General features: G+C 61.3%; 21 protein-coding genes. 15 read left to right on the top strand and 6 right to left on the bottom strand.

Going from position 1 to position 26,958, the window contains the following annotated elements:
• The first annotated feature begins 185 nt into the window (after positions 1-185).
• From ABDW49_RS27790 to ABDW49_RS27770, 5 genes are all read left to right on the top strand, one after another.
• Complete coding sequence (locus ABDW49_RS27790; protein ID WP_343617119.1) at positions 186-4,556, top strand: glycosyl hydrolase; 4,371 nt, start codon at positions 186-188, stop codon at positions 4,554-4,556.
• 66 nt (positions 4,557-4,622) lie between these two features.
• Positions 4,623-5,186 carry a hypothetical protein gene (locus ABDW49_RS27785; protein WP_343617118.1) on the top strand — a complete coding sequence of 188 codons (564 nt, stop codon included), beginning with the start codon at positions 4,623-4,625 and terminating at the stop codon, positions 5,184-5,186.
• Positions 5,183-6,751, top strand: coding sequence for a TolC family outer membrane protein (locus ABDW49_RS27780; protein ID WP_343617117.1), 1,569 nt, complete (start codon positions 5,183-5,185; stop codon positions 6,749-6,751). The genes ABDW49_RS27785 and ABDW49_RS27780 overlap by 4 nt, the downstream gene beginning before the upstream one ends.
• Entirely contained in the window at positions 6,748-8,889 is a 2,142-nt protein-coding gene (locus tag ABDW49_RS27775; RefSeq protein WP_343617116.1) for a type I secretion system permease/ATPase, read from the top strand. The genes ABDW49_RS27780 and ABDW49_RS27775 overlap by 4 nt, the downstream gene beginning before the upstream one ends.
• Positions 8,886-10,274: an HlyD family type I secretion periplasmic adaptor subunit gene (locus ABDW49_RS27770; protein ID WP_343617115.1), complete on the top strand. Its 1,389-nt coding sequence runs from the start codon at positions 8,886-8,888 to the stop codon at positions 10,272-10,274. Before ABDW49_RS27775 ends, ABDW49_RS27770 begins: the two co-directional genes overlap by 4 nt.
• Positions 10,275-10,511: 237 nt before the next feature.
• Here the strand turns inward: ABDW49_RS27770 and ABDW49_RS27765 are convergent, their stop codons facing one another.
• The 4 genes from ABDW49_RS27765 to ABDW49_RS27750 all read right to left on the bottom strand — a co-directional run bounded on the left by ABDW49_RS27765 (position 10,512) and on the right by ABDW49_RS27750 (position 14,347).
• The gene (locus ABDW49_RS27765; protein ID WP_343617114.1) at positions 10,512-11,558 is read right to left on the bottom strand and encodes a sensor histidine kinase; all 1,047 of its coding nucleotides are present in this window, start codon (positions 11,556-11,558) and stop codon (positions 10,512-10,514) included.
• A gap of 98 nt (positions 11,559-11,656) precedes the next feature.
• Positions 11,657-12,430 (bottom strand): type II CAAX endopeptidase family protein, encoded by a 774-nt coding sequence (locus ABDW49_RS27760; RefSeq protein ID WP_343617113.1) that lies wholly within the window; start codon positions 12,428-12,430, stop codon positions 11,657-11,659.
• 180 nt (positions 12,431-12,610) lie between these two features.
• Entirely contained in the window at positions 12,611-13,411 is an 801-nt protein-coding gene (locus ABDW49_RS27755; protein ID WP_343617112.1) for an SDR family oxidoreductase, read from the bottom strand.
• Positions 13,412-13,513: 102 nt separating this feature from the next.
• Positions 13,514-14,347, bottom strand: coding sequence for an alpha/beta hydrolase (locus ABDW49_RS27750; RefSeq protein WP_343617110.1), 834 nt, complete (start codon positions 14,345-14,347; stop codon positions 13,514-13,516).
• A gap of 349 nt (positions 14,348-14,696) precedes the next feature.
• On the opposite strand from ABDW49_RS27750, the gene ABDW49_RS27745 reads away from it, so the two are divergent.
• The gene (locus ABDW49_RS27745; RefSeq protein ID WP_343617108.1) at positions 14,697-15,317 is read left to right on the top strand and encodes a response regulator; all 621 of its coding nucleotides are present in this window, start codon (positions 14,697-14,699) and stop codon (positions 15,315-15,317) included.
• 270 nt (positions 15,318-15,587) lie between these two features.
• Positions 15,588-17,618, top strand: a complete 2,031-nt coding sequence (locus ABDW49_RS27740; RefSeq protein ID WP_343617106.1) for an ATP-binding protein — start codon at positions 15,588-15,590, stop codon at positions 17,616-17,618.
• A gap of 7 nt (positions 17,619-17,625) precedes the next feature.
• Here ABDW49_RS27740 and ABDW49_RS27735 read toward each other — a convergent pair whose 3' ends face one another.
• Together ABDW49_RS27735 and ABDW49_RS27730 are read right to left on the bottom strand one after the other, a co-directional pair.
• Positions 17,626-17,988 (bottom strand): response regulator, encoded by a 363-nt coding sequence (locus ABDW49_RS27735; RefSeq protein WP_343617104.1) that lies wholly within the window; start codon positions 17,986-17,988, stop codon positions 17,626-17,628.
• A gap of 127 nt (positions 17,989-18,115) precedes the next feature.
• On the bottom strand, positions 18,116-19,006 hold the full coding sequence (locus ABDW49_RS27730; protein WP_343617102.1) for a LysR family transcriptional regulator: 891 nt from the start codon (positions 19,004-19,006) through the stop codon (positions 18,116-18,118).
• 98 nt (positions 19,007-19,104) lie between these two features.
• Between ABDW49_RS27730 and ABDW49_RS27725 the strand changes: the two genes are divergently transcribed.
• From ABDW49_RS27725 to ABDW49_RS27690, 8 genes are all read left to right on the top strand, one after another.
• Complete coding sequence (locus ABDW49_RS27725; protein WP_343617101.1) at positions 19,105-20,331, top strand: L-dopachrome tautomerase-related protein; 1,227 nt, start codon at positions 19,105-19,107, stop codon at positions 20,329-20,331.
• A 27-nt stretch (positions 20,332-20,358) separates the two neighbouring features.
• Positions 20,359-21,372, top strand: coding sequence for a zinc-binding alcohol dehydrogenase family protein (locus ABDW49_RS27720; protein ID WP_343617099.1), 1,014 nt, complete (start codon positions 20,359-20,361; stop codon positions 21,370-21,372).
• A gap of 42 nt (positions 21,373-21,414) precedes the next feature.
• Positions 21,415-21,759 (top strand): carboxymuconolactone decarboxylase family protein, encoded by a 345-nt coding sequence (locus ABDW49_RS27715; RefSeq protein ID WP_343617097.1) that lies wholly within the window; start codon positions 21,415-21,417, stop codon positions 21,757-21,759.
• Positions 21,760-22,118: 359 nt separating this feature from the next.
• On the top strand, positions 22,119-22,949 hold the full coding sequence (locus ABDW49_RS27710) for an alpha/beta hydrolase (protein WP_343617424.1): 831 nt from the start codon (positions 22,119-22,121) through the stop codon (positions 22,947-22,949).
• 12 nt (positions 22,950-22,961) lie between these two features.
• Positions 22,962-24,338 (top strand): FAD-dependent oxidoreductase, encoded by a 1,377-nt coding sequence (locus ABDW49_RS27705; RefSeq protein ID WP_343617095.1) that lies wholly within the window; start codon positions 22,962-22,964, stop codon positions 24,336-24,338.
• Positions 24,339-24,425: 87 nt separating this feature from the next.
• Positions 24,426-24,935 (top strand): DUF302 domain-containing protein, encoded by a 510-nt coding sequence (locus ABDW49_RS27700; protein WP_343617093.1) that lies wholly within the window; start codon positions 24,426-24,428, stop codon positions 24,933-24,935.
• 271 nt (positions 24,936-25,206) lie between these two features.
• Positions 25,207-25,929: a hypothetical protein gene (locus ABDW49_RS27695; RefSeq protein WP_343617091.1), complete on the top strand. Its 723-nt coding sequence runs from the start codon at positions 25,207-25,209 to the stop codon at positions 25,927-25,929.
• A gap of 64 nt (positions 25,930-25,993) precedes the next feature.
• Positions 25,994-26,824 (top strand): alpha/beta hydrolase, encoded by an 831-nt coding sequence (locus ABDW49_RS27690; protein WP_343617089.1) that lies wholly within the window; start codon positions 25,994-25,996, stop codon positions 26,822-26,824.
• The last annotated feature ends 134 nt before the right edge of the window (positions 26,825-26,958 follow it).

Below are 26,958 nucleotides of genomic sequence, written 5' to 3'. Positions count from 1 at the left end.
TCGAAGAAAAAATGTGGATTCATTTCCACTACTGAAATTTTTGCGTGCTATTTTCGTAATTAATATGAAAATTCAATCAAGTGCGGTGGTGGAAATTTTGTAAAATTAACGATTAAGTAATAATTCAAAATGCTATTTGGCGTCAATTGATCCGATTGTCTCGTGTAAATACACTGGAGCGCGTTATGGCTGATTATATAGAATATGGCGCAGGCGATGTGGCGACGGAGTTTCCTGAAGGGCAGCACGGCTTCACCGACAGCAACGGTGTCTTCCATCCTGACGGATCGGTGGTTACGCCCAATAACCCGGTCACTCCGGCTGTAACCGACGATTTCCAGGGGCCGCCTCCCACAAACTCGATCTTCACACCGCTGGCCTATCATCAGTATGATGGCTTTACCCAGTGGATGGACGCCGATCCCATGGCGTTCCAGACCAAGGCGAACGGCCTGCAGATCGGCTACACCAGCACGCCTCATGTCGGGCAGGGCGTGTCCAACAGCTATAGCTTCGCGCCCCCGGCACAGAGCCTGACACTGGGCCTTGCGGGCCTGTCGGTCACGGAAACCAAGATGGCCGCGCAAAGCGACTGGACCGCCACCGCCGACTGGGGCGGCAAGATGCGCGCCACGATGGTGCAGGGTGGTTTGTTCACCTATGTGAACCGTCTGTCGGATGATGATGTTGTCATCGATCTCAACACCATCAACAGCGCCTCCGCCGATACGCCCTCCAATCAGCTGGCCTACACGATCAATGGGCTGAACGGGAGTTTCAACGGGCAGGGGCTGGCTTTCAACTTCTCGGTCAATGCGCCTGAAGTGGCCGATATCGTGAAGTTGAAGGTTTCTTACGATTTCGACGGTGACGGCAAGATTGACCGTACCGAGCTGTATGATGCCTTTGCCATCGACGCCAATGCCAACGGGTGGGAAGATTACAGCACCAGTAAGCTGATCTCTTCCACGGGCGCGGCCATGCGCGACCTGGCCAATGGCAGCGTCAAGGTCGAGCTTTGGCGCGTGAGCGGCAACGGAGACAATGTCGAGGTGCAGACCAACAGCGCCTCCAGCTTCGTCAAGCTGCCCTATTCGGGGCTGACCACGGGCGATGGCACTGCCGTTCCCGGCTCAACCCTCTACCTTCAGCAGGGCGCCGCTGCGGGAGACAAGAGCAGCACCCTTTCCACTGCGGTGAATTCGCAGGACGGCGTGGTATATGATACCACCCATGTTACCCCCAAGCCCAGCATCGGCGGTTATGATGGCCCGGGTCAGGTGTGGTACAATGAGGGCGGCGTGGTCGGTATCACGATCAACGGTCAGTCCTACGGCATTTTTGCTAATTCCGACGTGACCTGGACCTATACCTCGACCGGCCTCAAATCGAGCCTGGACGACAAGAACTTCTATTCCGTCGCCCTGCTGCCTGATGCCTCGGTAAACACGCTGATGGAATACCGCCAGCACGCCTTTGCCGAAGTGACCGGCACGGTGGCCAGCTATGCCATCGACAAGTCGACCAATCAGGTCGTCACCACCTTCACCTACACCACTCAGATGATGTCGGATGAGAAGGGCCTGTCGAGTGACCCGCTGACGGCGCTCTATTACCACCAATATGCCAACAGCGATGCCTCCACGCTGGACTTCTCCTTCGCCTCCGCGCGCGGCGATATGAAGGCTTATGACGGCTCCTCCTTCTCGACCAGCATGAAGATGCCGCCGATCCTGCCGCTGATGCCCTTCCTTGGCACGGATGCGCAAAAGGCCGAGCTGCAGAGCCTGATCCATGATGAACTGAAGACCTTCCTCTCCAAAAACGATCCCGTGGGCGGCGACACCTATTGGGGTTCGCGCCAGATCGCGAAATACACCGATCTGGCCATGCTGGCGCAGCAGGTCGGTTACGGTCAGGCCAAGGATACTTTCCTGAAGGCCGCCGAACAGCAACTGGAAACGTGGTTTACCGCCTCGGACGGCGACAAGTATGAATTCGTCTATGACAAGATCTGGCATGCCATCATCGGCTATCCCGGCTCCTACGATGCGGATGACAAGAGCAACGACCTGACGCTTCAGCTCGGCTATTTCGTCAATGCTGCGGCGACCATCGCCACGCTGGACCCGGAATGGGCCAAGCAGAGCAACTTCGGCGCAATGGTCAACCTTATCATCAAGAACGCCAACAACCCTGACCGGAACGACCCGACCTTCGGTTATTTGCGCGGCTTTGATTCCTATGCGGGCCACAATTGGGCCTCGGGCACGGGCTTTGGCATCACGCAGGAATCGGCAACGGAATCGTTGAACTTCGACGGCGCCGTGGCGCGGTGGGGCGCGGCAACCGGTCAGGCCGACATGGAAAATCTTGGCCTCTACCTCTACACCACCGAGAGCCAGGCCTTCGCCGACTACTACCTCGACGTGCATAACATCGCCTTCCCCGACGGCTTTGATCACACCCGCATCGGCATTCTGGGTGCGGATGGTGGTTCCTACGCTACCTATTTCGGAACAGATCCGCTTTACGTCCAGGGCATCAACATGACGCCCATCCTGTCGCAAAGCTCGCTCTTCATGGGCTATTACACGGATGAGATCCGCGAGGACCTGGCCGAACTGACCGCGCAGATGCAGGATCCCACCCTGTCGAACCCCGACAATGCTTGGTGGAACAGCATCGACAAATATATGGCCATGGCCGATCCCGACAAGGCGCTGGCCGATTATCTGAGCCACACCACCTATCAGGGTGGCGGCGGCGAGGAATCGCGCCCCGACACGCTGGCCTTCATCGAAAGTCTGGCGGCGATGGGCACGCTGTCCAAGGATGTCAGCGCCAATTCGCCTTATGCGGCGGTCTATGTGAAGAACGGCGCCAAGACCTATGTGGCGTGGAACCCTTCCACCACCGCCGGCATGACCGTCACCTTCTCGGACGGGACCAAGGTGAGCGTGGGCGTCAATGACATGGCTACGCTGACCCCCGACGGCCAGATCCACATCACCGATTTCGCCTCGAGCATCGCCTATCGCCCCGACGGCATTCCGCTCGACCTGCCCACCGATCCGCCAGCCTATGCGCTGACCACGGTGGCCACCAATGGCGATATGGTGCTTTCGGTCGAGGCGACCACGGGCACGGCATGGCTTTCGGTGGGCGGGGCCGCACCGCGCGCCATGCTCAATGGAGACAGCACCCGCCGTGCGCTGCAAAGCGCCAATGGCGACCGGCTGGTGGCCGTGGGCCGCGATGCGTCGGGGCAGGTTCATGTGCTGCTGGCGGGCGGCGCCAATGGCAAGGAGCCCTTCTATGACAAGATCCTCGACACCAATTATAGCCTGAAGGACAATGGGGCGGCGCTTTACAGCAATGCCAATGCGGCGACGCTGGAACCACTGTACAATCAGGATTTCAACGGTGACGGGGTGGTCGTGGGCGGCACGCTCACGCTCAAGCAGCAGAATGGTACGCTGTCGCTCTTCGTCGATGATGGCAATGGCCGCGCCTATGTGAAGGACGGGGCCAATGGCATGACCGAGATCTTCCGCAACGGCGATGGTGTGCCCACCCTGCTGACGCGCGGCGGATCGACGATTTCTGCCGTGGGCAAGGATGCAGATGGCAATTTGCATGTGCTGGATGTGCCGGCGGGTTCGAACCTCGTCTATTCCTGGAAGCTGGATGCCAAGGGCAACTGGACAGGCGAGACCGCTTACGACATCACGCAGCCGGGCATCGCCGATGCTGAGGCGATCTTCCAGATCGACCTCAATCACGATGGTGTGGTTCCGGCCGCGTTGCCGCAGATTGTGGCCAGGAACGGGGGACTGCAACTGCTGGTCGATGCTGACGGCTATGCGCTGGCCAAGCTCGAGGATGGCACGACCATCAATGTGATGCGCGGCGGCGAGAAGGTGAAGCTGGATCGTGGTTCGCAGCTCTCGGCTATCGGGCGCGACAGCGAGGGCAATCTGCGCGTTCTGGATGGTGACCCCAACAACTTTGGCCCCGATACCCAGCACTGGGCCTGGCGCCTGGACGCTCAGGGTAACTGGGTGGGCGAGGACGTCTACAGTGGCACCGCGCTGACGCAGGTCGACGGGCAGTTTGGCAAGGACTTCAACGGCGACGGTGTCATCTCTGGCTCGCAGAAGAGGCTGGTTAGCCAGAATGGCGGCGACGCTCTTTATGTCGATGATCAGACAGGCAAAGCCTTTGTCTCCGTTCAGGGCGCCGCGCCGATCCAGATCACCCGTGATGGCGCCGACTGGGGCGATGTGAAGCTCCAGCGTGGTGACTGGTCATTGGTTGCGGTGGCCACCGACGATGAGGGCCGCACGCGTGTGCTCGATGCCGATCCCTTTTCCGACATGAAATATGCCTGGATCCTTGACGGTAACGGTCATTGGTACGGCGAACAGTCCTTCGACAAGTCGAACAGCGCGGCAGCCGAGATGCTCTTCTCCACCGATCTCAACGGTGATGGCATCATCGGCAACAAGGCCACAAACATGGCGGCTGCCGTGAACAACCACCTGTTGGGTTGATCCGATAACTGGCGCCGTGATCCGAACCGATCATGGCCCGACCTTGTGGAAGGCAGGCGACGGAAGTTGCCTGCCTTCCATCGCTTTTCAGAACTTGAGACCCTTTCCATGCTGCCAGCCTTTGCTGCCCTGCTCGCGCTCTCGTCGCTGGCGGTGCCTTCTGCCTCGCCTGAAAAGAAACTGAATTCTGCCCCCAGTCAGCATGCCGCGACTCGGCAGCGTTACGCAGAGGGTGGCTGGAAACTGACCATCCGGCGGGACAATTTCACCGGCATCACGTCGTGCCGCTTGACGGGCAAAAACATGCGCTATCAGCGCGGCGCCCTTGGCTTTGCCACCGGCATCCACGCCGACCTTGCAGGCGCATGGTATCGCATCGACGCGGCTGCTCCGGCGCGTTGGCAGGATCTCTATCCGGGCCTTGTTGCAGCGGGGGTGAGCATGGAGACGGGCGGTATTGATGACCCGCACGGGGGTATCGTGTGGTTGCCGATCGAGCTTGCGGGGCACGCGCGCGAGGTGGCGATACATATGGGCCGCAAGACCCGGCACTATCAGGTCGGAGGTTTCGCGGCGCTGCGAGAGGCAGCCCCGCACCTCGGATGCCGGGATGATGGCTTCAAGCTATGATCCGCCAGCGTTCGATCATGGTGGCCGGTGCGGCGCTGCTAGCCGTTGCGGCCAGGCCCTTGCATGCACAGACCCTCGCCGAGGCGATCATCGAGGCCTACCGTACCAATCCCACATTGGGGGCCAGCCGCTATGACGTGCGTCAGGCCGATGAGGGCGTGGCGCAGGCCCGCGCAGAACTGCGCCCCACCACCCAGCTTCAGGCGACTGCCGGTTACGACCACGCTGTCACTGGTCAATCCTCGCGCAGTCCCTTTTCTCCCTCGGTGACGGACAGCAACAGCAACCAGATCCAGGTCTCGCTGGTTCAACCGCTCTACACTTCGGGCAAGGCCACGGCGGACCGCCATGCCGCCGAGGCGGGGGTGAGTGCTGCCCGCGCCTCGCTGCGCGGGGTGGAGGGCGATCTGCTGCTGGCTGTCATTACCGCCTATGCTGATGTGCGACGTTACGACGCGCAACTGGCAGTGTGGCGTGGCAGCGTTGGCCAGCTTGAAAAGATCGAGGCCGAGATCGCCGCAAGGCGCGAGGCCGGCGAACTGACGCTGACCGACGTGTCGCAGGCGCGCAATCAGCTCAATCAGGAGCGCGAGCAGGCCGTGGCCACCGAGCAGCAGCTGGAAGGCGTGCGTGCCGATTATGCCGATCTGGTCGGCAGCGAGGCGGGCGATCTGGCCCCCGAGCCTCCGCTGCCGCGCCTGCCTCGCAGTGCGAACGAGGCCTTTGCCGAGGCGGAGACCAACAGCCCCGATCTCGCCCGTGCGCTGTTTACCGAAAGGTCTTCTCGCGCGAACATCGATGCCATGCGTTCGCAGGGTGGGCCCACTGTTTCGCTGCGGGGCGGGGCAGGCCTGAGCGGCGATGTCTGGCCCTATCGCCTGCGTGACCAGAACCGCGATGTCAGCGGCAGCGTGGTCCTCTCCATGCCGCTGAGCGCCGGTGGCCGCATCGCCTCGCAGATCCGTCAGGCGCAGGACAAGAATGCGCAGGACCGGCTCCAGATCGAGGCGTCACGGCGTAATCTCATGCGTGACGTGCGCAATGCGTGGAATGCGCTGGCCACCGCCCAGCGCGCGCTGGACCTGATTGAGGCCCGCCGCGCCGCCGCCCGCATCCAGCTTGACGGTATGCTCTCGGAATATCGTGTCGGCCTGCGCTCCACCTTCGATGTGCTCTATGCTCAGCAATCGCTGCGCGATGCCGAACTGTCGGTGATCGGCGCGAGGCGCGATCGCTATATCGCCGGGGCAACGCTGCTGCGCCGCGCGGGGGATCTGGATGTTGAAACGCTGGTCAGCGGCGTGGAGCCCTATGATCCCGCGTCCCATCTGCGCCATGTCCAGCGCGTCGATGCAATGCCATGGGATGCTGCGGTACAGGCAATGGATGCGACCAAGCTGCGCGGTCACGACACCCCGCCGATCATTCTGCCTCCTCTAGCCGACAATCCTGGCATCCTGGCGCCGACCACATCGCCGCCCGATCATCCCCCGCTTGCCCGATCCATGCCCCTCACACCAAGGCCGGCCACTGCCGGTCGGGTTCTCAGCCGAGATTTGCCATGAGCGACATCACCCCGCCCACTCATATGGAAAGCGGCCCCACCCTGCTGGCGGTGTTGCTTGCCATGCACCGCATCGCTGCTGACCCCGCGCAACTGCGCCATGCAATGGGCCACCATAATCCAGCCAGCGCGGTCGATCTGGTGCGCCTGGCCAAGGCGCAGGAGGGGGTGCGCGCCCGCCATCGCACCGCCACATGGGAGCAACTGGCATCGCTGCCGCTGCCTGCGCTGGCGCATGGTCCCGAAGGCTGGTTTCTGATCGGTCGCGCCGGCGACAGCGAGGTTTTGGTGCAATGGCCAGGGGCCGATGTTGCCAAGCTCAACCGTTCGCAGTTGGAGATGGTGTGGTCGGGCGATCTCATCATGCTCACAACTCGAGAGACGGTGGGTGCCTCGCAGCAGCGCTTCGATTTTTCGTGGTTCGTGCCGCAGATCGTCAAATATCGCGTGCTGATTGGTGAGGTGCTGCTCATCACGTTGGCGCTTAACCTCTTAGGGTTGGCCGCTCCGCTGTTTTTCCAGAATGTGGTCGACAAGGTGCTGGTCAACAACACGATGTCCACCCTGACCGTGCTGGCCGTGGGTTTCGTGGTCGTCTCCATATGGGAGACGATCTTTGGTTGGCTGCGAACACGCCTTTATGCCGAAACAAGCCAGAAGATCGATGTGGAGCTGGGGGCCAAACTGTTCTGGCACCTTTTGCGCCTGCCGCTCGGCTATTTCGAGACACGCCGGGTGGGCGATACCGTGATGAGGGTACGCCAGCTTGAATCGATACGCGAATTCCTCACCAATGCCTCGCTCTCGGTGTTGGTCGATCCGGTCTTCACGCTGATCTTTCTGGGCGTGATGTGGATCTACTCCTTCAAACTGTTCCTGCTCACGCTCATCACCATCCCGGCTTATTTCGCGGTGGCAATGCTTCTGACCAAACCCCTGCGCGCACGGGTGAATGAGAAGTTCGAGCGTGGTTCTGCAAACAATGCGCTTCTGGTCGAAAGCATAGGCGGCATCCAGACGGTGAAGGCTGCCGCCGTGGAGCCGCAATGGCAGGATCGCTGGGAACGCCAACTGGCGGGCTATTCGCAGGCCAGCCAGCGCGTGATCGATCTGAGCAACAGCGGCAGCCAGGCGATTCAGTTGATCTCCAAGCTGAACATGGCCGCCATCCTCTATTTCGGGGCCGAAGCGGTGATCCATCACACGCTGACGGTGGGCGGTCTGATGGCTTGCAACATGTTCGCCCAGCGCGTGTCCGGCCCGGTGATCCGCACCGCGCAATTGTGGCAGGATTTCCAGCAGGTGCGTATCTCGATCCAGCGGCTCGGCGATGTGCTGAACCAGCCCACTGAGCCGGGATCGGGCAGCCGCACCGCTCTGCCAGCGCTCAAGGGCGCCATCCGTTTCGAGGGTGTCCGCTTCCGTTATGGCATCGACGGGCCATGGACGGTGGAAGACATCGATCTGGACATCAAGGCCGGATCGACGCTGGGCATCGTCGGCTCCTCGGGCTCGGGCAAGTCCACGCTGACCAAGCTGTTGCAGCGACTCTATGTGCCCGATGCCGGGCGGCTGATGATCGATGGAGTGGATGTGGGCCAGATCGACCCGGCATGGCTGCGTCGCCAGATTGGCGTGGTGCTTCAGGAAAACCTGCTGTTCAACCGATCAGTGCGCGACAATATCGCGCTGGCCAATCCCGCCATGCCGCTGGAGCAGGTGGTGGCCGCTGCGGAACTGGCCGGAGCACATGAGTTCATTCTGCGGCTGTCGCAGGGCTATGACACGATCATTGAGGAGCGCGGCACCAACCTTTCGGGCGGGCAGCGCCAGCGTCTGGCTATTGCACGCGCGCTGGTAACCCAACCGCGCATCCTGATCTTCGACGAGGCGACTTCCGCGCTGGACGCCGAAAGCGAGGAAATCATCCAGAACAATCTCAAGGCCATGGCCAAGGGGCGCACAGTGCTGATCATTGCGCATCGTCTTTCGGCCATCCGCCAATGCGACAGGATCATCACACTGGAACGGGGCAAAATCGTGGAAACCGGCAGCCATGATCAGTTGATCGCGCTCGATGGCCGCTATGCTGATCTTCACCGCCGCCAGATGGGCGTCAGCCAGGGGGTGGCGGCATGAGCGCGCTGGCCCATTACTGGCGCCTGGCCCAAGAGGCGATGAACCAAGAGAAGTTGCGCACCGTCGACCGCCTGCGCAGCCGCGAGGCCGATTTCCTACCCGCTGCGCTGGAGGTGATCGAAAAGCCTGTCTCCCCCACCGGCCGGATCACGGCCTGGGCGCTGCTTATGGGGTTTGCGGCCACGGTGCTCTGGTTGATGCTGGGGCGGATCGACATTGTTGCTACGGCGCAGGGGCGCATCGTGCCGATGGATGCGGTGAAGCTGGTGCAGGCGGCCAACACCGGCATCGTACGGCGCATCTATGTGCATGATGGCGATATGGTGAAGCGCGGCCAGCCACTGGTCGATCTGGACCCGACCGTCTCCACTGCAGATCAGGAACAGGCGGAAAAAGCGCTGCTCGATGCCGAACTGACCGCCGCGCGCAATCTGGCGATCGCCGATGCGCTGGCGGGCAAGGGCCTGCATTTCACCCCGCCTGATGGTACGCCGCCCGAGGTGGCCGAGACCCAGCGCCGCCTGATCTCCGCGCAGGTGGCCAATGCCAATGCGGCGGTGGCGGGCATGGCGGCGGCCCGCCAGTCGGCGCTGGCCGATGCGCGCTCCGCCGGGGAGCAGATCCGCAAGTTTCAGGAAACCACGCCGGTGCTGGACCGCGAGCTGGAAGCGATGAATGGGCTGGCCGCCAAGGGTTATGCGCCGGGACTGCGCCTGCTGGAGCTGCAACGCCAGCGACGGGGCGAGCAGGGGGACCGTGATGTCGCGGTGGCGCAGCAGTCGCGAGGCCTCTCGGAAGCGGCGAAATTCGGGCAGGAGCTGGCTCAATCGCGTGAGCAGGCGCGCCAGCAGGCACTGACGGATCTGGCTAAGGCGCAAAATGAGGTGATCCAGCGCCGAGAAGAGCTGACCAAGGCTCGCCGGCGTAGCCGCCTTCAGCGCCTTGTTGCGCCCGAGGATGGAACGGTTCAGCAACTGGCGCTCCACACGCTGGGCGGTGTGGCCGAGCCGGTGAAGCCGCTGATGATCATCGTGCCCGAAGGCTCGATGGTGGTGGAGGCGCGGGTGCTGAACAAGGATGCCGGTTTCGTCCATGCCGGGCAGGGTGCGACGGTGAAGCTCGAAGCCTTCCCCTACACGCGCTATGGCACCGTGCCGGGACGGATCGTCTCGATTAGCCGCGATGCAATCCAGGACAAGGCTGGGCCCTATTATCTGGCACGGATCGCCCTGCTGAAGGGCACCATTGAGACGGAGGATGGGCCGCGCGCCGTGTCGCCTGGGCTGAGCACCACCAGCGACATCCGCATCGGCACGCGCTCGATCATCAGCTATCTGGTCAGTCCTCTGACGTCGCTGCGATCCGAAGCCGCCCGTGAAAAATAGTGGAAAAATAGTGTCCAGGGGGCAGTAACCTGACCCGGTTGGGCGCGAACCTAAGATAGGTTGGTACGGACGTCCGGATATTCGTTCGCCGCAGAGCCATCGATGAAAGCTGAGGGCTTACAGGGGCGGCAGGAGATCAACCCAGGGGGCGGAGTGCGGCCCGGCTCCGGCGCCCTGGTTTGAATTGGGAGGCGGTGCTTCAGACCTCGCAAGTGGGCGGGGCGCCGGCGACGGGTACTATGCGGCTGTGAAGAGGCGCAATGGCATGGCCAGCGACAGGGCGGTCTGACCAGGGAAAATCCGGCGTTCGAAGCGCGCATCAATCTGTTTGACCAATGCCTCCAGGAGTCGACTGCCAAACCCGGAGCCGCGTTGGCTATCGGCGATGGGCCCGGGTATATCTTCAACCCACAGGATTCTCAGCTCGGTGTTGCTGGTTTCCCAATAGATGGTCAGGCGCGCCTCCGTGAGGCCTCGCAGGCAGCCATACTTGACCGAATTGGTGACCCATTCGTGGAGGATGAGCGTGAGAGGCGTTACGGCGCCTGGGAGTATCGAGACCGTCGGGCCGGTCAGCTCGAGGATCGCAAGGTCCCGATATGGCGCGAGAATGGCCTCGAGAAGGTTTCCGAGCGTCGGATGGCTCTCGGATGCCCAGAGAAGATCGTGGGCTTTCGCCAGAGACCCGAGGCGGTTCTCCAGTTCGTTCGCGTAGGAGGGGGCATCGTTGAATTGCCGTGCGAGGCTGCGGACCATGGCCGAAAAAACGGCAAACAGATTATGCAGACGGTGCTGGAGTTCGCTGGCGATCAGCGCCTGCATTTCGACCGCTTCGACTTCGCCAGTAATGTCGATGACCAACCCCCCGAGGCGAATAGGATTGGTGCCGGGCAGGCGCGATCCTGTGCAACGCAACCATCGAATGGCGCCGGCCTCATCTTTGACGCGAAACCGGACTTCGCGGGATTCGCCCAGCTTTTCCATGGCTTCGAGAGCCGAGGCGAGGATGCCATGATCCTCTTCGACCAAGGAACCGCCCTCCGGATGAAATGCATCCCCAGCAATACCAGGCACAATACCATCGGGGCCAAGCAGGAAGCTGCGGCAGCTTGCCGTGCAGTAGACCCAAAACGCGATGCCGTTGTCCTGAAGGCTGGAGAGCAGACCCTGCCCATCGGTCTCGGCAGGGGCCAGGATCTCAGCCGGATTTTCTGTTGAAGCGCTCTGTCTTTTGCCAGATCCGGTGCGATCTGCCCGGTAAGCGCTTCCTTCACATTCGCTCATGGGAGGGCCTTTCGCTTTCGAGCTTAGTCAATCGCCGATCGAAAGCGCACGGACCACCACCATCATGGCATGGGGCAGCCATACGAAAGTGTGGCTGTTCAGGCGTCCGTCTTTGGCAGCTGGCGCAGGGTCAAGACAAAGGCGGCAAGGCCAATGATCACGGCGGGCAGGGAAGCTTCTGGCCCGAAGGCCCCGCCGGTCAGGATGTCCATGGACCCCGGTTTGGGAAGGCTCGTCAAAAGGCTCCCGTCGCTGGCCATGCCGGACACGCGAGCGCCGAAAACGCCGCCAAGCATCAGGTTCCAGCCAGCGTGGATTCCAGCCGACATCCAGACCCTGCCGGTCAGGATATAGAAGCCCGCAAAGAGCAGCCCGGCTTCGACAGCAATGGCGATAGCGGCGAGCGGGGAGGAGTGAGGGTTGAAAATATGGGCAGCGCCGAAAGCTATGGCTGAGATGATGAGCCCGGCAGGCAGCCCGAAGGCCCGAGAGAGGAGGCGGAAAAGGATGAGCCGCGCCAATAATTCTTCAAGCAAGCCGGTCCCGATCGTCTCGCGCAGATCGTGCGCCCAATCGCTCCACTGGCTGAGCCGGATATCATAAAGGCCAGCCAGCCAGAGCAATCCAACAGTGAGTGTGATGATCAGGCAGCCGGCCAGAAAGCCCGCGAGATACTCTTGCCAGAAGGCCTGAAGGGAGAGCTCTGATGGCCAGCGGCGCTCTCCCTTTCTAACCAGCCCGAAATAGGCGCCGTAGGCGAGCAGGGTGCATATGAACGCCATCGTGACCGTCAGGGTCTCGTTGGGGATCCATGATTTGACCAGCGACTGAAGGGATAGGATGGCGCCCGTCACAATCAACAGGGCGACCATCCAGATAAGGCTGCGCAGGGGTGCCCAAGGGCCCGGGTGGAGGGGGCCCTTGTTTCCCAGAACGATCCGACCCTGCCGGCCCCAGACCGTACCAAGCAATTCACCGCGCATGCTGCTTTACCCCATCATCCATCGTTACATCATCGCTGGTCGATCGCGAAAGGCGACCTATGCGTTGGTTTATGCCTCGGTGAGGCCGTAGCGCGCGGCCGGTCGGGCATGGGCAACGTTTTCGGCAATCTCGCGCCGTGCGGAATCGAACCGATCCCAAAGAGCGCCATCCTGGAGCGGCGGGATGGTGACCGTCTCGCCCAAATCGAAGCCCGCCATTGCGGAATCGACCAGGAGATCGACGGGCATCGCCTTGGGGCTTTCGGCATATTCGCCATAACCCGCCACGGACCAGAAATCGGTCGCCGTACCGCCCGGCAGAACGGTCTGGACGCGAATGCCTTTGTCCGCCACCTCGCTCAGGAGCGACTGGGTGAACGCCAGCACGAAGGCCTTGCTGCCGCCGTAGACGCCGTTGAGGATCTCGGGGCCGATCGCGACGATCGAGGAGATGTTGATGATGGCACCATGGCCACGGGCGAGCATCGCCGGCACGGCAGCATAGGTCAGACGGGTCAGAGCCGTGACATTGACCGCGATCATGTCCTCCATCAGATCGGGATCGGACGAAACGAGCGGGGCGACGCCGCCGAAGCCGGCATTGTTCACCAGCAGCGTGATATCCTCGCGGCTCGCCAGAATTTCCTCGACGGAGGTGCGGCCTTCTTTGGTGATGAGATCGGCGGTAAGCGTTTCCACGCGGCGCCCGGTCTTCTCGCTGAGATCGGTCGCGATGTCGTGGAGGCGCTCTGCGTTGCGAGCGACCAGGATGAGATCATAGCCTCGCTTCGCCAGGCGATCGGCATAGACGGCACCAATGCCCGCCGATGCACCGGTGATGAGCGCGGTACCCTTGGATGAGGTCGTCATGACAAGCGTTCCTTTGATGTAAGTTTTGAGGGGGCCGGGACCCGTTTGGGAGACCCAGGCGTGTTCAGAGTGGATTGATGGGCGAGGGGGCGCCCCGGCCCTTCAACCTTCGAGGAACAGGTTGGCATGGGCCAGAAACAGCCCAGGGAACTGGAAATGCGGGGCATGGCCCGCGTCGGGATAGATGATCAGCTGCGCATCCGGGATATTCTGCTGCAGGTAGAAGGAGTTGATGGTCGGCAACATGACATCCAGAGTGCCGTTGACCACCAGGGTGGGCACCGAGATCTTCTTGAGATCCGCAAAGCGCTCACCGTGCGGCACCAGCCAGTCGTGCCCGGCGATCGCCTGCGATACGATGGATTCCTGCCGTGAAGGGGGATCGACCTCCAGGGTTCGGCTGTGGCGGCGCTCCCAAAAGCGTCCAGCGGCAGCCCGGCCGGCTTCCGAGTGGCCAAAGAACAGCCAGGCGAGCTCCTCGAGGCCCGCGTTCCCACGCGCCCGTTTGACGACCTCCTCCTGGAAGGGCGTTGGCTCACCACCGCGCGGGCTGGTCCCCACGAGAATCAGTTTCCGCAGCTTGGACGAATGCTCCTTGGCATAGGCCTGCGCGACCATCCCGCCGATCGAGAAGCCCAGGAGATCAAAGGTCTCCAGTCCGAGAGCCATGATGAAATCATCGATGCTCTGCGCCATCAGTTCGATCGTCTTGGGCGTCTCGCCGCTCGATGCTCCGATGCCGGGGTAATTCACGAGGATGACCTCGCGGTCTTTCGCGAAGCCATCGGTGATCAGGGGATCCCAGTGATCGAGGCCGCCCGTGAAATGCTGAAGCATGACCAGCGGCAGTGTGCCCGGGGCACCAAAGCGTCGGTAGGCAAAGTTCACGCCGTTGGCTTCGATATGAAGTGTGGGCGCAGTCGCATGAGTGAGCATGGCAAGCCTTTCAGCAATTTTGCAGGGTTATGCTGAGCGCGCTAATCGCCAGCCACACACACAATGGTATGGGATAGCGCCGTTCGGCCCCTGCTTTGGCTCGCGGCTTGCTTGAATGTGTCCGACGAATTGCCCTTATGTCCTCGGTTCCAGGGCATTTGGGCAGAACTGGAGGCCAGGCCAGGGCTCTCATGAGAGGCCATACCATGGTATGGAGGGGCATTTGGTGGATTTACTGTCAGGCTGCTGATCCATATGCAGGCAGCACGTCCTGACGTCGAGGACGGATTGGAGGCCGACTATGCTAAGCCAGCGATCGGCCGTGCCGAAGGATCGTCGAGGGGCGCCTGTGGAAAGCGCGCCCTCTGACAAGCCGCTCGTTCTCATCGTCGATGATGATGATGACCTTCGTGAAGCGCTTAGCGACCTCTTCACCTCCGTTGGTCTGGATTCACTTGCGTTTCCATCGACAGCGGCGCTGCTGGCCCATGGGCTGCCCGACCGCCCGAGTTGCATGGTGCTCGATTTGCGCATGCCCGGATCCAGTGGGCTGGACCTCCAGGCTCGCCTCGTTGAAACGGGGGTGAAGCTGCCGATCATCTTTTTGACCGGTTACGCCGACGTCCCTACGTCAGTCCGAGCCATGAAGGCCGGGGCCGTGGATTTTCTGCCCAAGCCTTTCCGTGAACAGGAACTCCTTGATGCCGTGATGTCGGCCCTGGAGCGTGATCGCGAGCGCTGGGCGGGGCATCATGCGGCCCGACAGGTCCACGTTCTGGCCAAGGCGCTGACGCCCCGTGAGACCGACGTTTTGAAGGGCGTGAAGCGCGGCCTCCTCAACAAACAAATCGCCTATGAGCTCGGCATCACCGAAATCACGGTGAAGATGCACCGTTCGAGTGCGGGGCGCAAATTGAAGGCTAACTCGGTCGCTGATCTGGTTATGAAGCTCGACATCCTCGGATGGTAGGTTAGCCGGTGACCGGGAGGCGCCCTGGCGGCCCGGCGAGCATGCTCATTGGCTCGGTGGCTTGGGGATCAAGCCTTGCCCTTGCCGTTAAGGCAAACGACCACTAGATCTGCGCTGCTATCGGTAGATTTTGCGGTACTCGCGGGCGGGGCGTCGGCGCGAGGAAGCGTCATCGGATCGATCGGCCGCACTGCATAGGTCTTGAAATTAGGGTCGTCGGTCGATGAGAAAGCAGGCAGCTTGACGCAGAGTACAGGCCTTTGGGACCTGATGAGCGAGAGTGTCATCGCGTCGAGGGACGGTCGGATTTCGGGTTGGAATCTGGCTGCCTCAACCCTCTATGGCTGGCAACCTCACGAGGCAAACGGCCAGCACCTTGCTGAACTTTTTGGCGCTTATCCCGACGACATAGCCGAGGCCCTTGAGACCGAGGGAGTTTGGGAGGGCACGATCGATCGTATTGCCTTCGACGGCACCGGTTTGACCGTGCGGGTCAAGTGCGCGACCTCACAATCTCTCGGCGTGGCGCCAGGAGAAATCGTTGAAGTCTCATCTCTCCTCGATTCCAAGCATCCAGCTGAAATCAAGCTCGCGGCCAGTGAGTACCGCTATCGCAACCTGTTCAGCGCGGTGGCGGCAGCTTTCTGGGAACTCGATTTTTCAGGCGTAGGTCGAATTTTGGGCCGTTTGGGCAATGAAGCCAAGGCCGATCTGGCCGGCCATCTTGCTCGCAATCCGGATCTTGTGCGTGAGATGATGCGGGCGACGCGGGTCGTCGATATCAATGAGCGTTCAGTCGAACTGTTCGGTCCCGGTACCAAGCGAGACCTGCTGGCGATCTCGCTCGAACATTATTGGCCTCAGGCAAGTCACAAGGACTACGCTGCCGCCGTGATTGCAGCGGTGAGCGGGCAGTCGCATTTCATCTGCGAAACCCGCATGCGCAGCCTGGGCGGGCGGGAATTCGAGGCGCTCTTCACCGTGTCCTTCCTGCCCGGGACGGTTGGACGCGGCAGTTTGCTGATCGGCTTCACCGATATCTCCGAGCGGATCCGTGTTTCTCGCGAGCTTGATCTCGCCAGCCAGCGCGAGAAAATGTTCTACGAGATTCCGTCCATCGCGATCTCGGAGATGGACACAAGCCGGCTGGCACAGCGCTTCGAAGAGCTGCGGGCGCAAGGCGTCGTCGATCTCGAGCAATATATCAACGAGCACCCGGACTTCGTGGATTTTGCCATGGAAGCCGTCACCGTCATCGAGACGAATGACGCGGGTGCCAGATTATGCGGCGCAGCCTCGCGAGAGGATTTGATCGGCCGATCGCTCAAGGGCATGTTCGAGCCGGGCCGCGAGGCCTACCGCCGGGGAATCCAGGCGAGTTGGCGGGGGGAGGCCGTGTTCCAGTCCGAACTGCGTATGCGTCGCCTTGACGGGACATTTGCCGATACGCTGTTCTGCCGGGTCGTTTCGCTTCCCTACAGCAGGGGCCGGGTGCTGGCAGCTCAACTCGACATCACCGAGCAGGTTCAGGCCCGCGAGGAATTGGAGCGGCTCCAGCGGCAATTGACCCATGCTTCCCGGATTTCTATGCTGGGCGAGCTGTCAGCGTCAATCGCTCACGAGATCTCGCAACCGATCACCGCTATTGCGAACAACGCCGTGGCCGCCGAACGGATCGCCCGTCAGCCGGCCATGGCCGCAAAACATCTGGCCACCCTGAGTCAGAGGGTTCTGCGTGACGCCATTCGGGCCGGAGAGATCATCTCTCGCATTCGGGCGATGGCTTCCAACCAGAAAGTTGAGCTTGTGGATCTGGAGGTCACGCAGGTGATTTCCGATGCCCACCAGCTTGTCGCCCGAGAGCTCCGGGACCATGATATTCTGGTCAACTTCGCATTCGACAAGGATCTACCCCGCATTCGTGGGGACCGCGTCCAGCTCCAGCAGGTTATGGTCAACCTCATGATGAATGCCGTGCAGGCAATGGAAGGACAGGCAGGCCAGCGTGCCCTCCAGATCTCGGCCACAGCAGGAGGGGACACTTTTTCGATCGTCATCTCCGATACCGGGCCGGGTTTTCCCGAGGGCGGCGAGGGCGCGAGTTTCAGGAGCTTTCAGTCAACCAAGCCCAATGGACTGGGGCTCGGATTATCAATTTGCCGCTCCATCATCGAGGGGCATGGCGGCCAGATCGGCATAGCTAACCGCGAAAATGGAGGAGGGGCCAGGGTGACCATTGACCTTCCGCTCCCGCCATCAGACGGGATTCTGTCCGCTCACGACGCAGGCATTGTCGGCTAAGGTCGTCTTAGCCCAATAGGCTGACCAATTCGTCGATAAGCGCATTGGGATCAAATGGCTTGCTGAGGAACTGGTGGACTCCGGCATCCCTCGCCCTTCGCTCGATTTCATCAGCGGGAAACGCGGTGATCAGGATGACGGGGACGGCTGTCCGTGAGCGAATCTCACGGGCCAGTTGAATGCCGTTTGTGCCAGGCATCTGGACATCGCTGATGACGCAGCGGAACTCATCAAGGAGCGGTGAGGCTAGCAGCGCATCTGCGGTTTCGAAGAGGACAGCCTCATGGCCAACGCTCAGGACGAGCATTTCCAAGGACTCTCGCACGTCCTCGTCGTCATCGACGACGGCCACGAGGGCGGGTTGAGTCACGTTTTAATCCTCTCGTCGAAACCCGAGCCTCCTGCTCTGCGGGCATATCGGGTGGCCATGATTGGGGCAAGCATACCTAGGTAGTGGATGGGGTCCGAATGCAATCACTTGAGACACTGATGTTGTTTCATATCTCCAGTTGAACATGGGCTGTCAGGTGCTCGATGAGCAAGCGAATCCGACGTGAATGTCTGACATCCCGGTGATAGCCGAGCCAGACATCTCGGCCGGGCGGAGCAGGTTCAAGCCTTTCGAGCCCAAGTGAATCTCCGATCAATCGTGGCAAGACGGCGATGCCTGTCCCGCGAAGGCAGGCGATCGCCTGTGCTTCGCGATTGTTGCTGCGAAATGCGAGCCGTGCCTGGGGCCATCGCTGCTGGAGCCAGAGCGCGTCGGCAGCACCAGCCAGCGCTGTGTCCATCGTCACGATATGGTGACCCGTGCCGTCCGCGCTGGAAAGCGGATCTCCGAATTTCCGCCGGTAGGCCGGGCTGATATAGGCTCCATAGCGGACGTGCGTGAATCGTCGCTGGACAATGTCCCCTTCGCTGAAGGGGGCGAAACGAAACACCATGTCGGCTTCCCGGCGGTGGAGGCTCGAAAGGCGGAAATCAGCAAGGAGTTCGGTGGTCAGGCCCGTGTGCTGATCAACGAAGCCAGCAAGCGGATCGGCCAGAACGCGCGAGGCAAACCAGTCAGAGGTCGAGAGCCGCAGTACGCCGCCAAGCCGCTCCTCGCCATTCATCAATTGGCGTTCAAGCTGCAGGGCCTCGTCCTCGATATTCTGGGCATAGGCGAGCACGGTCTGGCCCGCGTCGGTGAGACGAAATCCGTTGTGAGACCGCTGGAAAAGCGCGGTTCCGGCCGCTTCCTCGAGGCTACGCAGCTGGCGCCCTGCGGTGGGTTGCGTGATCTTCATGCGCATCGCTGCTGCGGTGAGCGTGCCGGTGCGCGCGATCGCGAGAAACAACCGGAGATGATTCCAGTCGAGGGAGGAGGGCTCACGGGCGCTGTTCATTGATGCAGGATTTATCTCTCTCCAGCGATCAGTCCATGCATTTATGCATGATGCCCATACCGAAGTTGGTCTGGTGAAGGCAGGCCGGTCGGCCGATCTTGTTCGCACGCCAGATGGCATCGAACGAAGAGGAGGTCGCCGTGCGGCACTCGCGGAAAAGATTATGGGTTTTCGGCAGCGTTTTGGCCGCCGCTTGCAGTGGTGTAGTGCTCGCCACCTTTGGTGGTGCGGTGTTGGCGGCGGTGGCAGGCGGCGTGCTGACCGTTGGCTCCGCGACTGAACACTCGACGGGCAAAGATTCGACGGGATTGGCCCAGATCGAGAGCGTGGTTTCGACGCGAAGCCAGCTCTGGAATGCGGTTGTGGCCGATGGGAATCGCTATCTGCTTTCCGGTCCCCGTTGGACCGGGCAATCGGGGCCTCAGTTGGCGGCTGCCCGGAACGGACAGATCATCCCCTATCCGGATGCTGGCTGGAACGAATGGAAGGCGGGCGAGGATGGCGCGCGCTCATTCGTGAACATCAACGCACTTCGCCGCGATCCCGAAGGCGCGCTCTGGGTGGTCGACACCGGAGCCCCAACCTTCGGCGGAGATCCGCTGCCCGGCGCGGCCAAGCTGGTGAAGATCGATCTGCGCGAGAACAAGGTCACCCGTGTGATCCATTTTCCACCCGAGGTGGCGAGGAAAGGGTCCTATGTCGATGACATCCGGTTCAACGGCAAGCACGCCTATCTGACCGATGCCGGCAACGCCGGGATCATCGTTCTGGACCTGGACACTGGTCGGAGCCGTCGGGTGCTCGACCGGCACCCCTCCACGGTTGCGTCTTCGAACCGACCGATCGTGATGGAGGGGCAGGTTCTCAAGGGGCCGGACAACCGTCCGCTGCTGGTGAATTCTGATCCTATGGAGCTCAGCCCGGACGGCCAGTGGCTGTATTACGGCCCGCTTGAAGGGCCCTGGTCGCGGGTGCCCACCAGCTTGCTCGATGATCCCAAGGTCACCCCACAGGCCTTGGACAAGGCCGTCCGGCCTTTTGCGGATCTTCCTCCGATGGGAGGCAGCGTCATGGATGCCCATGGCAACCTCTACTTCTCGGATCTCAAAGCAAATGCGATCCGCAAGCGAGCACCTGATGGCGTCATCACCACCATCGCCTGCGACCCGCGCCTCCATTGGGTCGATGCGATGTTCATCACAGATGACGGTCAGCTGCTGATGCCGGCGGCCCAGATCGATCGGGTGCCACTCTTCAATCAAGGGGTGTCGCGGGTGGAATGGCCGATCTCGCTCTTCACCCTCAAGCTGGCAGGCCAGCCCTGATCTACGCAAATTCTCAGGAGACTTCTCATGAAAGCTGTTGGTTATCAAACACCTGGCCCAGTTGATCGGCCCGATGCGCTTCTGGATGTTATTCTGCGCTCGCCAGTGCCGGGCCCACGAGACCTGCTGGTCAAGGTCAAGGCTGTCTCGGTCAATCCTGTCGATGTGAAACTTAGGGCAAGCGCGGCCCCGGCAGGTGAGGAACCCAAGATCCTGGGCTTTGACGCAGCGGGCATCGTTGAAGCCGTCGGTACCGAGGTCGAACATTTCAAGGTCGGCGACGAGGTGTTCTACGCGGGTGACATCACTCGCCCCGGTTCCTACGCTGAGTATCAGCTGGTGGATGAGCGCATCGTCGGTCGCAAGCCTGCGAAGCTGGACTGGGGCGAGGCGGCGGCGTTGCCGCTGACGACAATCACCGCCTGGGAGATCCTGTTCAGCCGCTTCGGGCTGCCTCGCGATCGTGATCTGAGCAAGGGGACCTTGCTGGTCATCAATGGGGCAGGGGGCGTGGGATCGATCCTGATCCAGTTGGCGCGCAAGCTCACTGGCTTGACCATCCTGGCGACTGCCTCGCGACCCGATACCGTCGAATGGGTCAAAAAGATGGGGGCCGACTTTGTCATCGATTATCGGCAGTCGATCGAGGAGCAGCTGGAGCGGCTCGATATCCCGATGGTCGATTATGTCGCGTCCCTGACGGCGACCGATCAGTATCTGCCGCTGTTCCCCAAGATCGTCGCGCCTCAAGGGCACATTGCCGTCATCGATGACCCGGCTTCCCTGGATATTGCTCCGCTCAAGCGCAAGGCGATCAGCGTGAGTTGGGAATTCATGTTTACCCGTTCGATGTTCCGGACGGCTGACATGATCGAGCAGCATCGCCTGCTCAATGAGGTTTCCGAGCTGGTCGATGCCGGAGCGCTGGTCACCACGCTGACCAACCGGCTCGCTCCCATCGATGCCGCCACGGTCCGAGAGGCCCATCAATTGATCGAGGATTCGACCTCGATCGGCAAGACCGTGATCGAAGGCTTCTGACCACCGGGCCACCGACCAGTTTTAAACAGGGAGTAAAATGCCATGCATATGATGGATTGGAACGGATATCGCGATCAGGTCCTCCAGGGTGTTTCGGAAATCGGGCACATCAGCCCCGATATCACCCGGGGCTACGCAACGATCGGCGGTGCGGGTAAAAAGACCAACCACCTCGATGAAAAGACCCGTGAGCTGATCGCAGCGGCCTGCGCCATCACCCTGCGGTGCGACGGCTGCATATCGGTCCACACGAAAGCAGCCTTGGCCGCAGGTGCGACCCGGGAAGAGCTGGCCGAAGCGCTCGGCGTGGCCATCGGACTGAACGCGGGGGCGGCGCTGGTCTATTCCACGCGCGCCATGGATGCCTATGCCGCTGCCGCTGAATAAGCTCTGATCCGACCTGCGCTGCCCGCCCGGCTTAACGTCGCGGCGGGCAGTTTGCCGCCAGACATGTGATCTCAACAGATACCTTGGTGGGTATCGCCCAATACTCAGGTGCGATTGTCCTGATTTCTCGCGAGGTTGATATCTCTTGCCGGGGATGCCGGTGCCCATTCGGGCGGGCCTCCCGCTCTCTCAAAATGGGCATTTAACCGATGAGCAATTCCCTCTTCGACATCACGCGCCGCCAGATGGTGGGCCAGATGATAATGGGTGGGGCGCTCGCGTCGGCGGGGCTTACCCTGCTACCTGAAGTCGCTCTCTCGGCATCACACTCGACACATTCAGGACATGGAGATTTTGGCATGGGTACGTTCAAGGTCGCAGACGGCACCGAGATTTTCTTCAAGGACTGGGGTCCCAAGGATGCCCAGCCCATCTTTTTCCATCATGGCTGGCCGCTGAGCTCGGACGATTGGGATGCCCAGATGCTCTATTTCCTGAGCCACGGCTTCCGTGTGATCGCGCATGACCGTCGCGGTCATGGCCGTTCGACCCAGACCGACACCGGCAATGACATGGACACCTACGTGGCCGATGTCATCGCGCTGACCGATCACCTGGACCTGCGCAATGCCGTGCATATCGGGCACTCGACCGGCGGCGGCGAGGCCGCTCGCTATGCTGCTCGCGCCAAGCCTGGCCGCGTTGCCAAGGCTGTGCTGGTCGGCGCGGTGCCCCCGATCATGGTCAAGTCCGTGAAGAACCCTGGCGGCACGCCGATGGAGGTTTTCGATGGCTTCCGTTCGGCTCTCGCGGCCAATCGCGCCCAGTTCTATCTCGATGTCGCGAGCGGGCCGTTCTACGGGTTCAACCGTCCTGGTGCGAAGATCTACCCCGGCACCATCCAGAACTGGTGGCGTCAGGGCATGATCGGTGGCGCCAAAGCGCACTACGACTGCATCGCGGCCTTCTCGGAGACCGATTTCACCGAAGACCTCAAGGCAATCAGCGTTCCCACGCTGGTTATGCATGGTGATGATGATCAGGTGGTGCCGATCGCCGACGCAGGGCTGCTTTCGATCAAGCTCCTCAAGCACGGTCAGATCAAGATCTATCCGGGCTACCCGCATGGCATGCTGACGACGCATGCCGATGTGCTGAACCCCGATCTGCTTGCCTTCATCAAAGCCTAAGGGGGCTGGTCCATGAGCGTGGAAACCTATGACCTCATCGTCTTTGGCGGCGGCAAGGCCGGGAAGACCCTCGCCATGGACCAGGCCAAGGCCGGTCGGAAGGTTGCGTTAATCGAACGCGGCCTCATCGGTGGCTCGTGCATCAACGTCGCCTGCATCCCGAGCAAGACCCTGATCCGCAGCGCTCAGGTCCACGACCTCGCGGTTCATGCCGATGATTACGGCTCTCCCGATGTGGTGACTTTGTCCATGCCGGCGGTGGCGCGGCGGACCGCATCGGTTGTCCAGGAAATGGTGGATCTTAACCTGGCTGCCTTTCTGGCTTCTGGATTGGATCTCCTGATAGGGTGGGGGCGCTTTGTCGAACCTCGCGTGATCGAGGTTCAGTTGGACAACGGCGTCCGGCGCCTGACCGCCGGGGAGATTTATCTCAACCTTGGCACTCAAGCGCTGGTCCCTGACATTCCGGGCCTCAAAGACGCGGAACCGATGACCCATGTCGAGGCCTTGCGCCTGGACAGCCTCCCCTCGCACTTGCTGGTGTTGGGAGGTGGTTACATCGGTCTTGAACTGGGCCAGGCATTTCGTCGTCTCGGCAGCAAGGTCACCATTATCGAGGCTGGCGACCAGATCGCCAGACGCGAAGATCCCGATATCTCGGCAGCCCTTCAGGCCGCCCTAAGTGCTGGCGGCGTCAGCTTCGCCCTGGGATCGGCAATTGTCGAGGTCTCCGGGCGGTCAGGTCAGGCCGTCTCCGTGCGGCTTGCAGACGGGAAGGAACTTGAAGGGTCACACCTTCTCGTTGCCACGGGACGCCGGCCGATGACGCGGGATATTGGCCTCGATATTGCGGGGGTTGACCTCGATGGCCTGGGTTTCGTCAAGGCCGATGACCGGCTTCGGACGACGGCTGATGGCATTTGGGCGCTCGGCGAGATCGCTGGCACCCCGATGTTTACCCATGCCTCCCTTGATGACTTCCGGGTGATCAAGTGCGGCCTTGCCGGGGGCAACTACACCAGGGCGGGGCGCGTCATTCCCTATTGCGTCTTTACGGATCCCGAACTCGCACGGATCGGCCTGAGCGAGAAAGAGGCCAAGGCCACCGGCATCGACTATCGCCTCGCGATGCTTTCGATGAATGCGGTGCCTCGTGCACGAACGCTCGGTGAGCGTGGTGGCTTTATGAAGGCGCTGGTCGGTGATGATGATCGTATTCTCGGCTTTGCGATGCTGGGCGCCCAGGCCGGTGAAGTGATGACAGCGGTGCAAATGGCGATGGCCGGCGGACTGCCTTACACCGCTCTGCGCGACGCGATCATCGCCCACCCGACCCTTGCCGAAGGGCTTGGCCTCCTGTTCGCGACCGTCCCGGCAAAAACGCGGTGACGGGCAAGAACTCCTTTCTCGCCTGAGGCCAAGCGCGCTGCGGTGGGCTGCGCGTGAAGATGCTCAAAAATTCGAAGGAACCAAAAGATGAGCGGCAAGCCGATCAATAGCGTGTTTGCGGAAGATGCCTTCACACTCAAGCGGGTGACCGCGAAAACGGGACGAGAATTTGCCGAGGTGGTGGAGCGCTTCGAACGGATCGTTCATCGCCTCGATCCCAACCAGAAGGCAGAAGACGCGCAGCTCAGTGCCGACGGCCTTCGGAAGCGACTGTCCGGTCTGGCGGCCCCCAGTGGCTTCGTCCTGTTGGGCAAGATCGAACATGGTCTTCTCGAACGATTGGGGCGGCCAGGTCGAAGCGTTCAATATGCAATCGGCAATCCTCTCGTAGCCGCTGACATCACGGCCTACGATCTGGGCGTCGGGCTCTACGCACCCTTCCGGCTCGGAATTTTCGAAGATCTCAGTGATGGTGGGACAACGATCATGTTCGACGATCCGGCTGATCTGATGGGATCATTCGCGATTGAACATGTCGCCGAGGTCGGTCGTATGTTGTCCGCCAAGGTTCGCGATCTTATCGCCCAGTGCCTCTGAGGCGATGCCTCTTTGAATGACGGTCGAGCCAGGGGCAGGCGGTCGTGTGAGCGCCAGGTTTGGCCGGGCCTCTTCCGGATGGGCTACCTTGGTATGGTCAACACATTCCAGATCGTGAATGGTTTGGACGCTCTAAGGCAGACAATCTCCTGGCCATGAGGTCGACGCGATTTCCTTCGAATCCTCAACGCATTGCTCCAGGATTCCCGGTGTCGCGTCGATCTGCTCTGACTTTCAGCAGTGGTCGCTGAAAGTCGTCTCAGGAGATGTGATGATGAGTGATCTGGTTGACTTCGTGATCGAGGCCCACGGTGGTTTGGAGCGCTTCAAGAGCTTCAAGACGCTTGAAGCTGATCTGCTTCAAGGCGGCATCCTCTGGGCACTCAAGGGCCAGCCTACGGTGCTGGAGCATGCCCATGTGAAGGTCGATCTGACCCAGGAGCATGTGTCCCACTGGCCTTTCGCTCCGACGCAGAACCGCTCGAATTTCACGCCGGGCCGCGTTGCGATCGAGACCCCCGAGGGTGAGGTCGTGGAAGAGCTGCTCGAGCCGCGCGGATCCTTTGCCGGTTATGAGATGGAAACCCCCTGGAGCAATCCTCAGGTGGGATATTTCGCCGGCTATACCATGTGGACCTATCTCACGTCGCCGTTCCTGCTCAAGCAGCCAGGCGTCGTGACGCAGGAGGTGGAAAGCTGGACCGAGAATGGGGAGACCTGGCGTCGTCTGCGCGCGGAGTTTCCCGAGACGATTGCGACCCACAGCAAGACGCAGACCTATTATTTCGACGAGAAGGGGCATCTGCGTCGCCACGACTATGAGGTCGATATTCAGGGGAGCAATCCTGCGGCGCGCTATCTGAGCGAGCCGGTCGTTGTCGACGGGATCACCCTCTACGGCAAGATGCGGATCTACCCGCGCCTGCCTGATAACACGCCGGCGGCCGATCCGCTGATCGTGGCGATCGATCTCTCCAACTATCGCTTTACCTGATGCCCGCCGGGCGGAGGCCCCGAGCCTCCGCCCGGCCAATCCTTCGATCAAAGAGGCGCGATACATGGGCGACCCCATTTTTTACCCCGACCGACCCTACTTCATGACGTTCGAAGGCCACGAACTTCGTCTGCTCAGAACGCCCGGTGAGGGCATCCCGATTTTGATGACTGCGCCCTGGCCGCAGAGCATCTATGCATTTCATGCGGTGTGGAAAGACATTGGCGGGCTTGGCCCCATCATCGCTGTGGACCTGCCAGGCTTTGGCCAGTCCGCTCATCGTGCAGATGTGATGGCGCCCGCCCCCATGGGCGCTTTTATCGTTCGGTTGGCGGCCGAACTCGGCCTCGAACGTGTTCACGCCGTCGGGCCGGACGTTGGCACCTCGGCGTTGCTTTTTGCCGCCGCGCAGGCGCCAAACCTGTTTGAGAGCATTGTCATCGGCAGTGGCGGAGCCAGCATGGATCTGCTGGGGCAGGGGCTGCGGGGCGTGATCGAGGCTGCACCTGGTTCATATGGCGAGGCCGAAGGCGGCGCTCAGGTGACCGGGACGATCCAGCGTATGACGCGCAACCTCCCTCCGGCGGAGGCGATGGAGGATTTCCGTCAGTCGTCCTCTGCCCGTCGCTGGGTAGAAGCGGCCGATTATGTGCGAGCCTATCCACGTGATCTGCCAATCTTGCGGGATCTTCTCCCGACCATCGAAACGCCCGTGCTGGTGGTCTCCGGCAAGAACGATCCTATCGTTCCACCGGTGAACGGCGATTTCCTGGCGGCCGGCCTACCGAAGTCCCGTCACATCGTCCTGGAAACAGGGCATTTCGTGTGGGAAGATGCACCGGGTGACTACGCGGCACTGGTGCGCTCGTGGATTTCTGGGGGCTATCGGGTTTGACCCCTGAGCCGCAGGGTTGGCGGAGTTATCCTGCATTTTCTGGTTTCAGGAAAATGCATGATAATGCGGCTCGACATCCCACGGCGTCCCGCCGAGCTGTGTGAATTGTCACAAGCATATCATAAATCGGCCCC

The organism is Novosphingobium sp. (assembly GCF_039595395.1).
Lineage (GTDB): Bacteria > Pseudomonadota > Alphaproteobacteria > Sphingomonadales > Sphingomonadaceae > Novosphingobium.
Note: the sequence above shows the minus strand (reverse complement) of the source record. Positions and strands in the feature narration are given on the sequence as shown.

Excerpts from the sequence above, each read along its gene's own strand:
- ABDW49_RS27790 (WP_343617119.1), top strand. The coding sequence starts at position 186 with ATGGCTGATTATATAGAATATGGCGCAGGCGATGTGGCGACGGAGTTT.
- ABDW49_RS27780 (WP_343617117.1), top strand. The coding sequence starts at position 5,183 with ATGATCCGCCAGCGTTCGATCATGGTGGCCGGTGCGGCGCTGCTAGCC.
- ABDW49_RS27775 (WP_343617116.1), top strand. The coding sequence starts at position 6,748 with ATGAGCGACATCACCCCGCCCACTCATATGGAAAGCGGCCCCACCCTG.
- ABDW49_RS27770 (WP_343617115.1), top strand. The coding sequence starts at position 8,886 with ATGAGCGCGCTGGCCCATTACTGGCGCCTGGCCCAAGAGGCGATGAAC.
- ABDW49_RS27765 (WP_343617114.1), bottom strand. The coding sequence starts at position 11,558 with ATGAGCGAATGTGAAGGAAGCGCTTACCGGGCAGATCGCACCGGATCT.
- ABDW49_RS27760 (WP_343617113.1), bottom strand. The coding sequence starts at position 12,430 with ATGGTCGCCCTGTTGATTGTGACGGGCGCCATCCTATCCCTTCAGTCG.
- ABDW49_RS27755 (WP_343617112.1), bottom strand. The coding sequence starts at position 13,411 with ATGACGACCTCATCCAAGGGTACCGCGCTCATCACCGGTGCATCGGCG.
- ABDW49_RS27750 (WP_343617110.1), bottom strand. The coding sequence starts at position 14,347 with ATGCTCACTCATGCGACTGCGCCCACACTTCATATCGAAGCCAACGGC.
- ABDW49_RS27740 (WP_343617106.1), top strand. The coding sequence starts at position 15,588 with ATGAGCGAGAGTGTCATCGCGTCGAGGGACGGTCGGATTTCGGGTTGG.
- ABDW49_RS27730 (WP_343617102.1), bottom strand. The coding sequence starts at position 19,006 with ATGAACAGCGCCCGTGAGCCCTCCTCCCTCGACTGGAATCATCTCCGG.
- ABDW49_RS27720 (WP_343617099.1), top strand. The coding sequence starts at position 20,359 with ATGAAAGCTGTTGGTTATCAAACACCTGGCCCAGTTGATCGGCCCGAT.
- ABDW49_RS27715 (WP_343617097.1), top strand. The coding sequence starts at position 21,415 with ATGCATATGATGGATTGGAACGGATATCGCGATCAGGTCCTCCAGGGT.
- ABDW49_RS27710 (WP_343617424.1), top strand. The coding sequence starts at position 22,119 with ATGGGTACGTTCAAGGTCGCAGACGGCACCGAGATTTTCTTCAAGGAC.
- ABDW49_RS27705 (WP_343617095.1), top strand. The coding sequence starts at position 22,962 with ATGAGCGTGGAAACCTATGACCTCATCGTCTTTGGCGGCGGCAAGGCC.
- ABDW49_RS27700 (WP_343617093.1), top strand. The coding sequence starts at position 24,426 with ATGAGCGGCAAGCCGATCAATAGCGTGTTTGCGGAAGATGCCTTCACA.
- ABDW49_RS27695 (WP_343617091.1), top strand. The coding sequence starts at position 25,207 with ATGATGAGTGATCTGGTTGACTTCGTGATCGAGGCCCACGGTGGTTTG.
- ABDW49_RS27690 (WP_343617089.1), top strand. The coding sequence starts at position 25,994 with ATGGGCGACCCCATTTTTTACCCCGACCGACCCTACTTCATGACGTTC.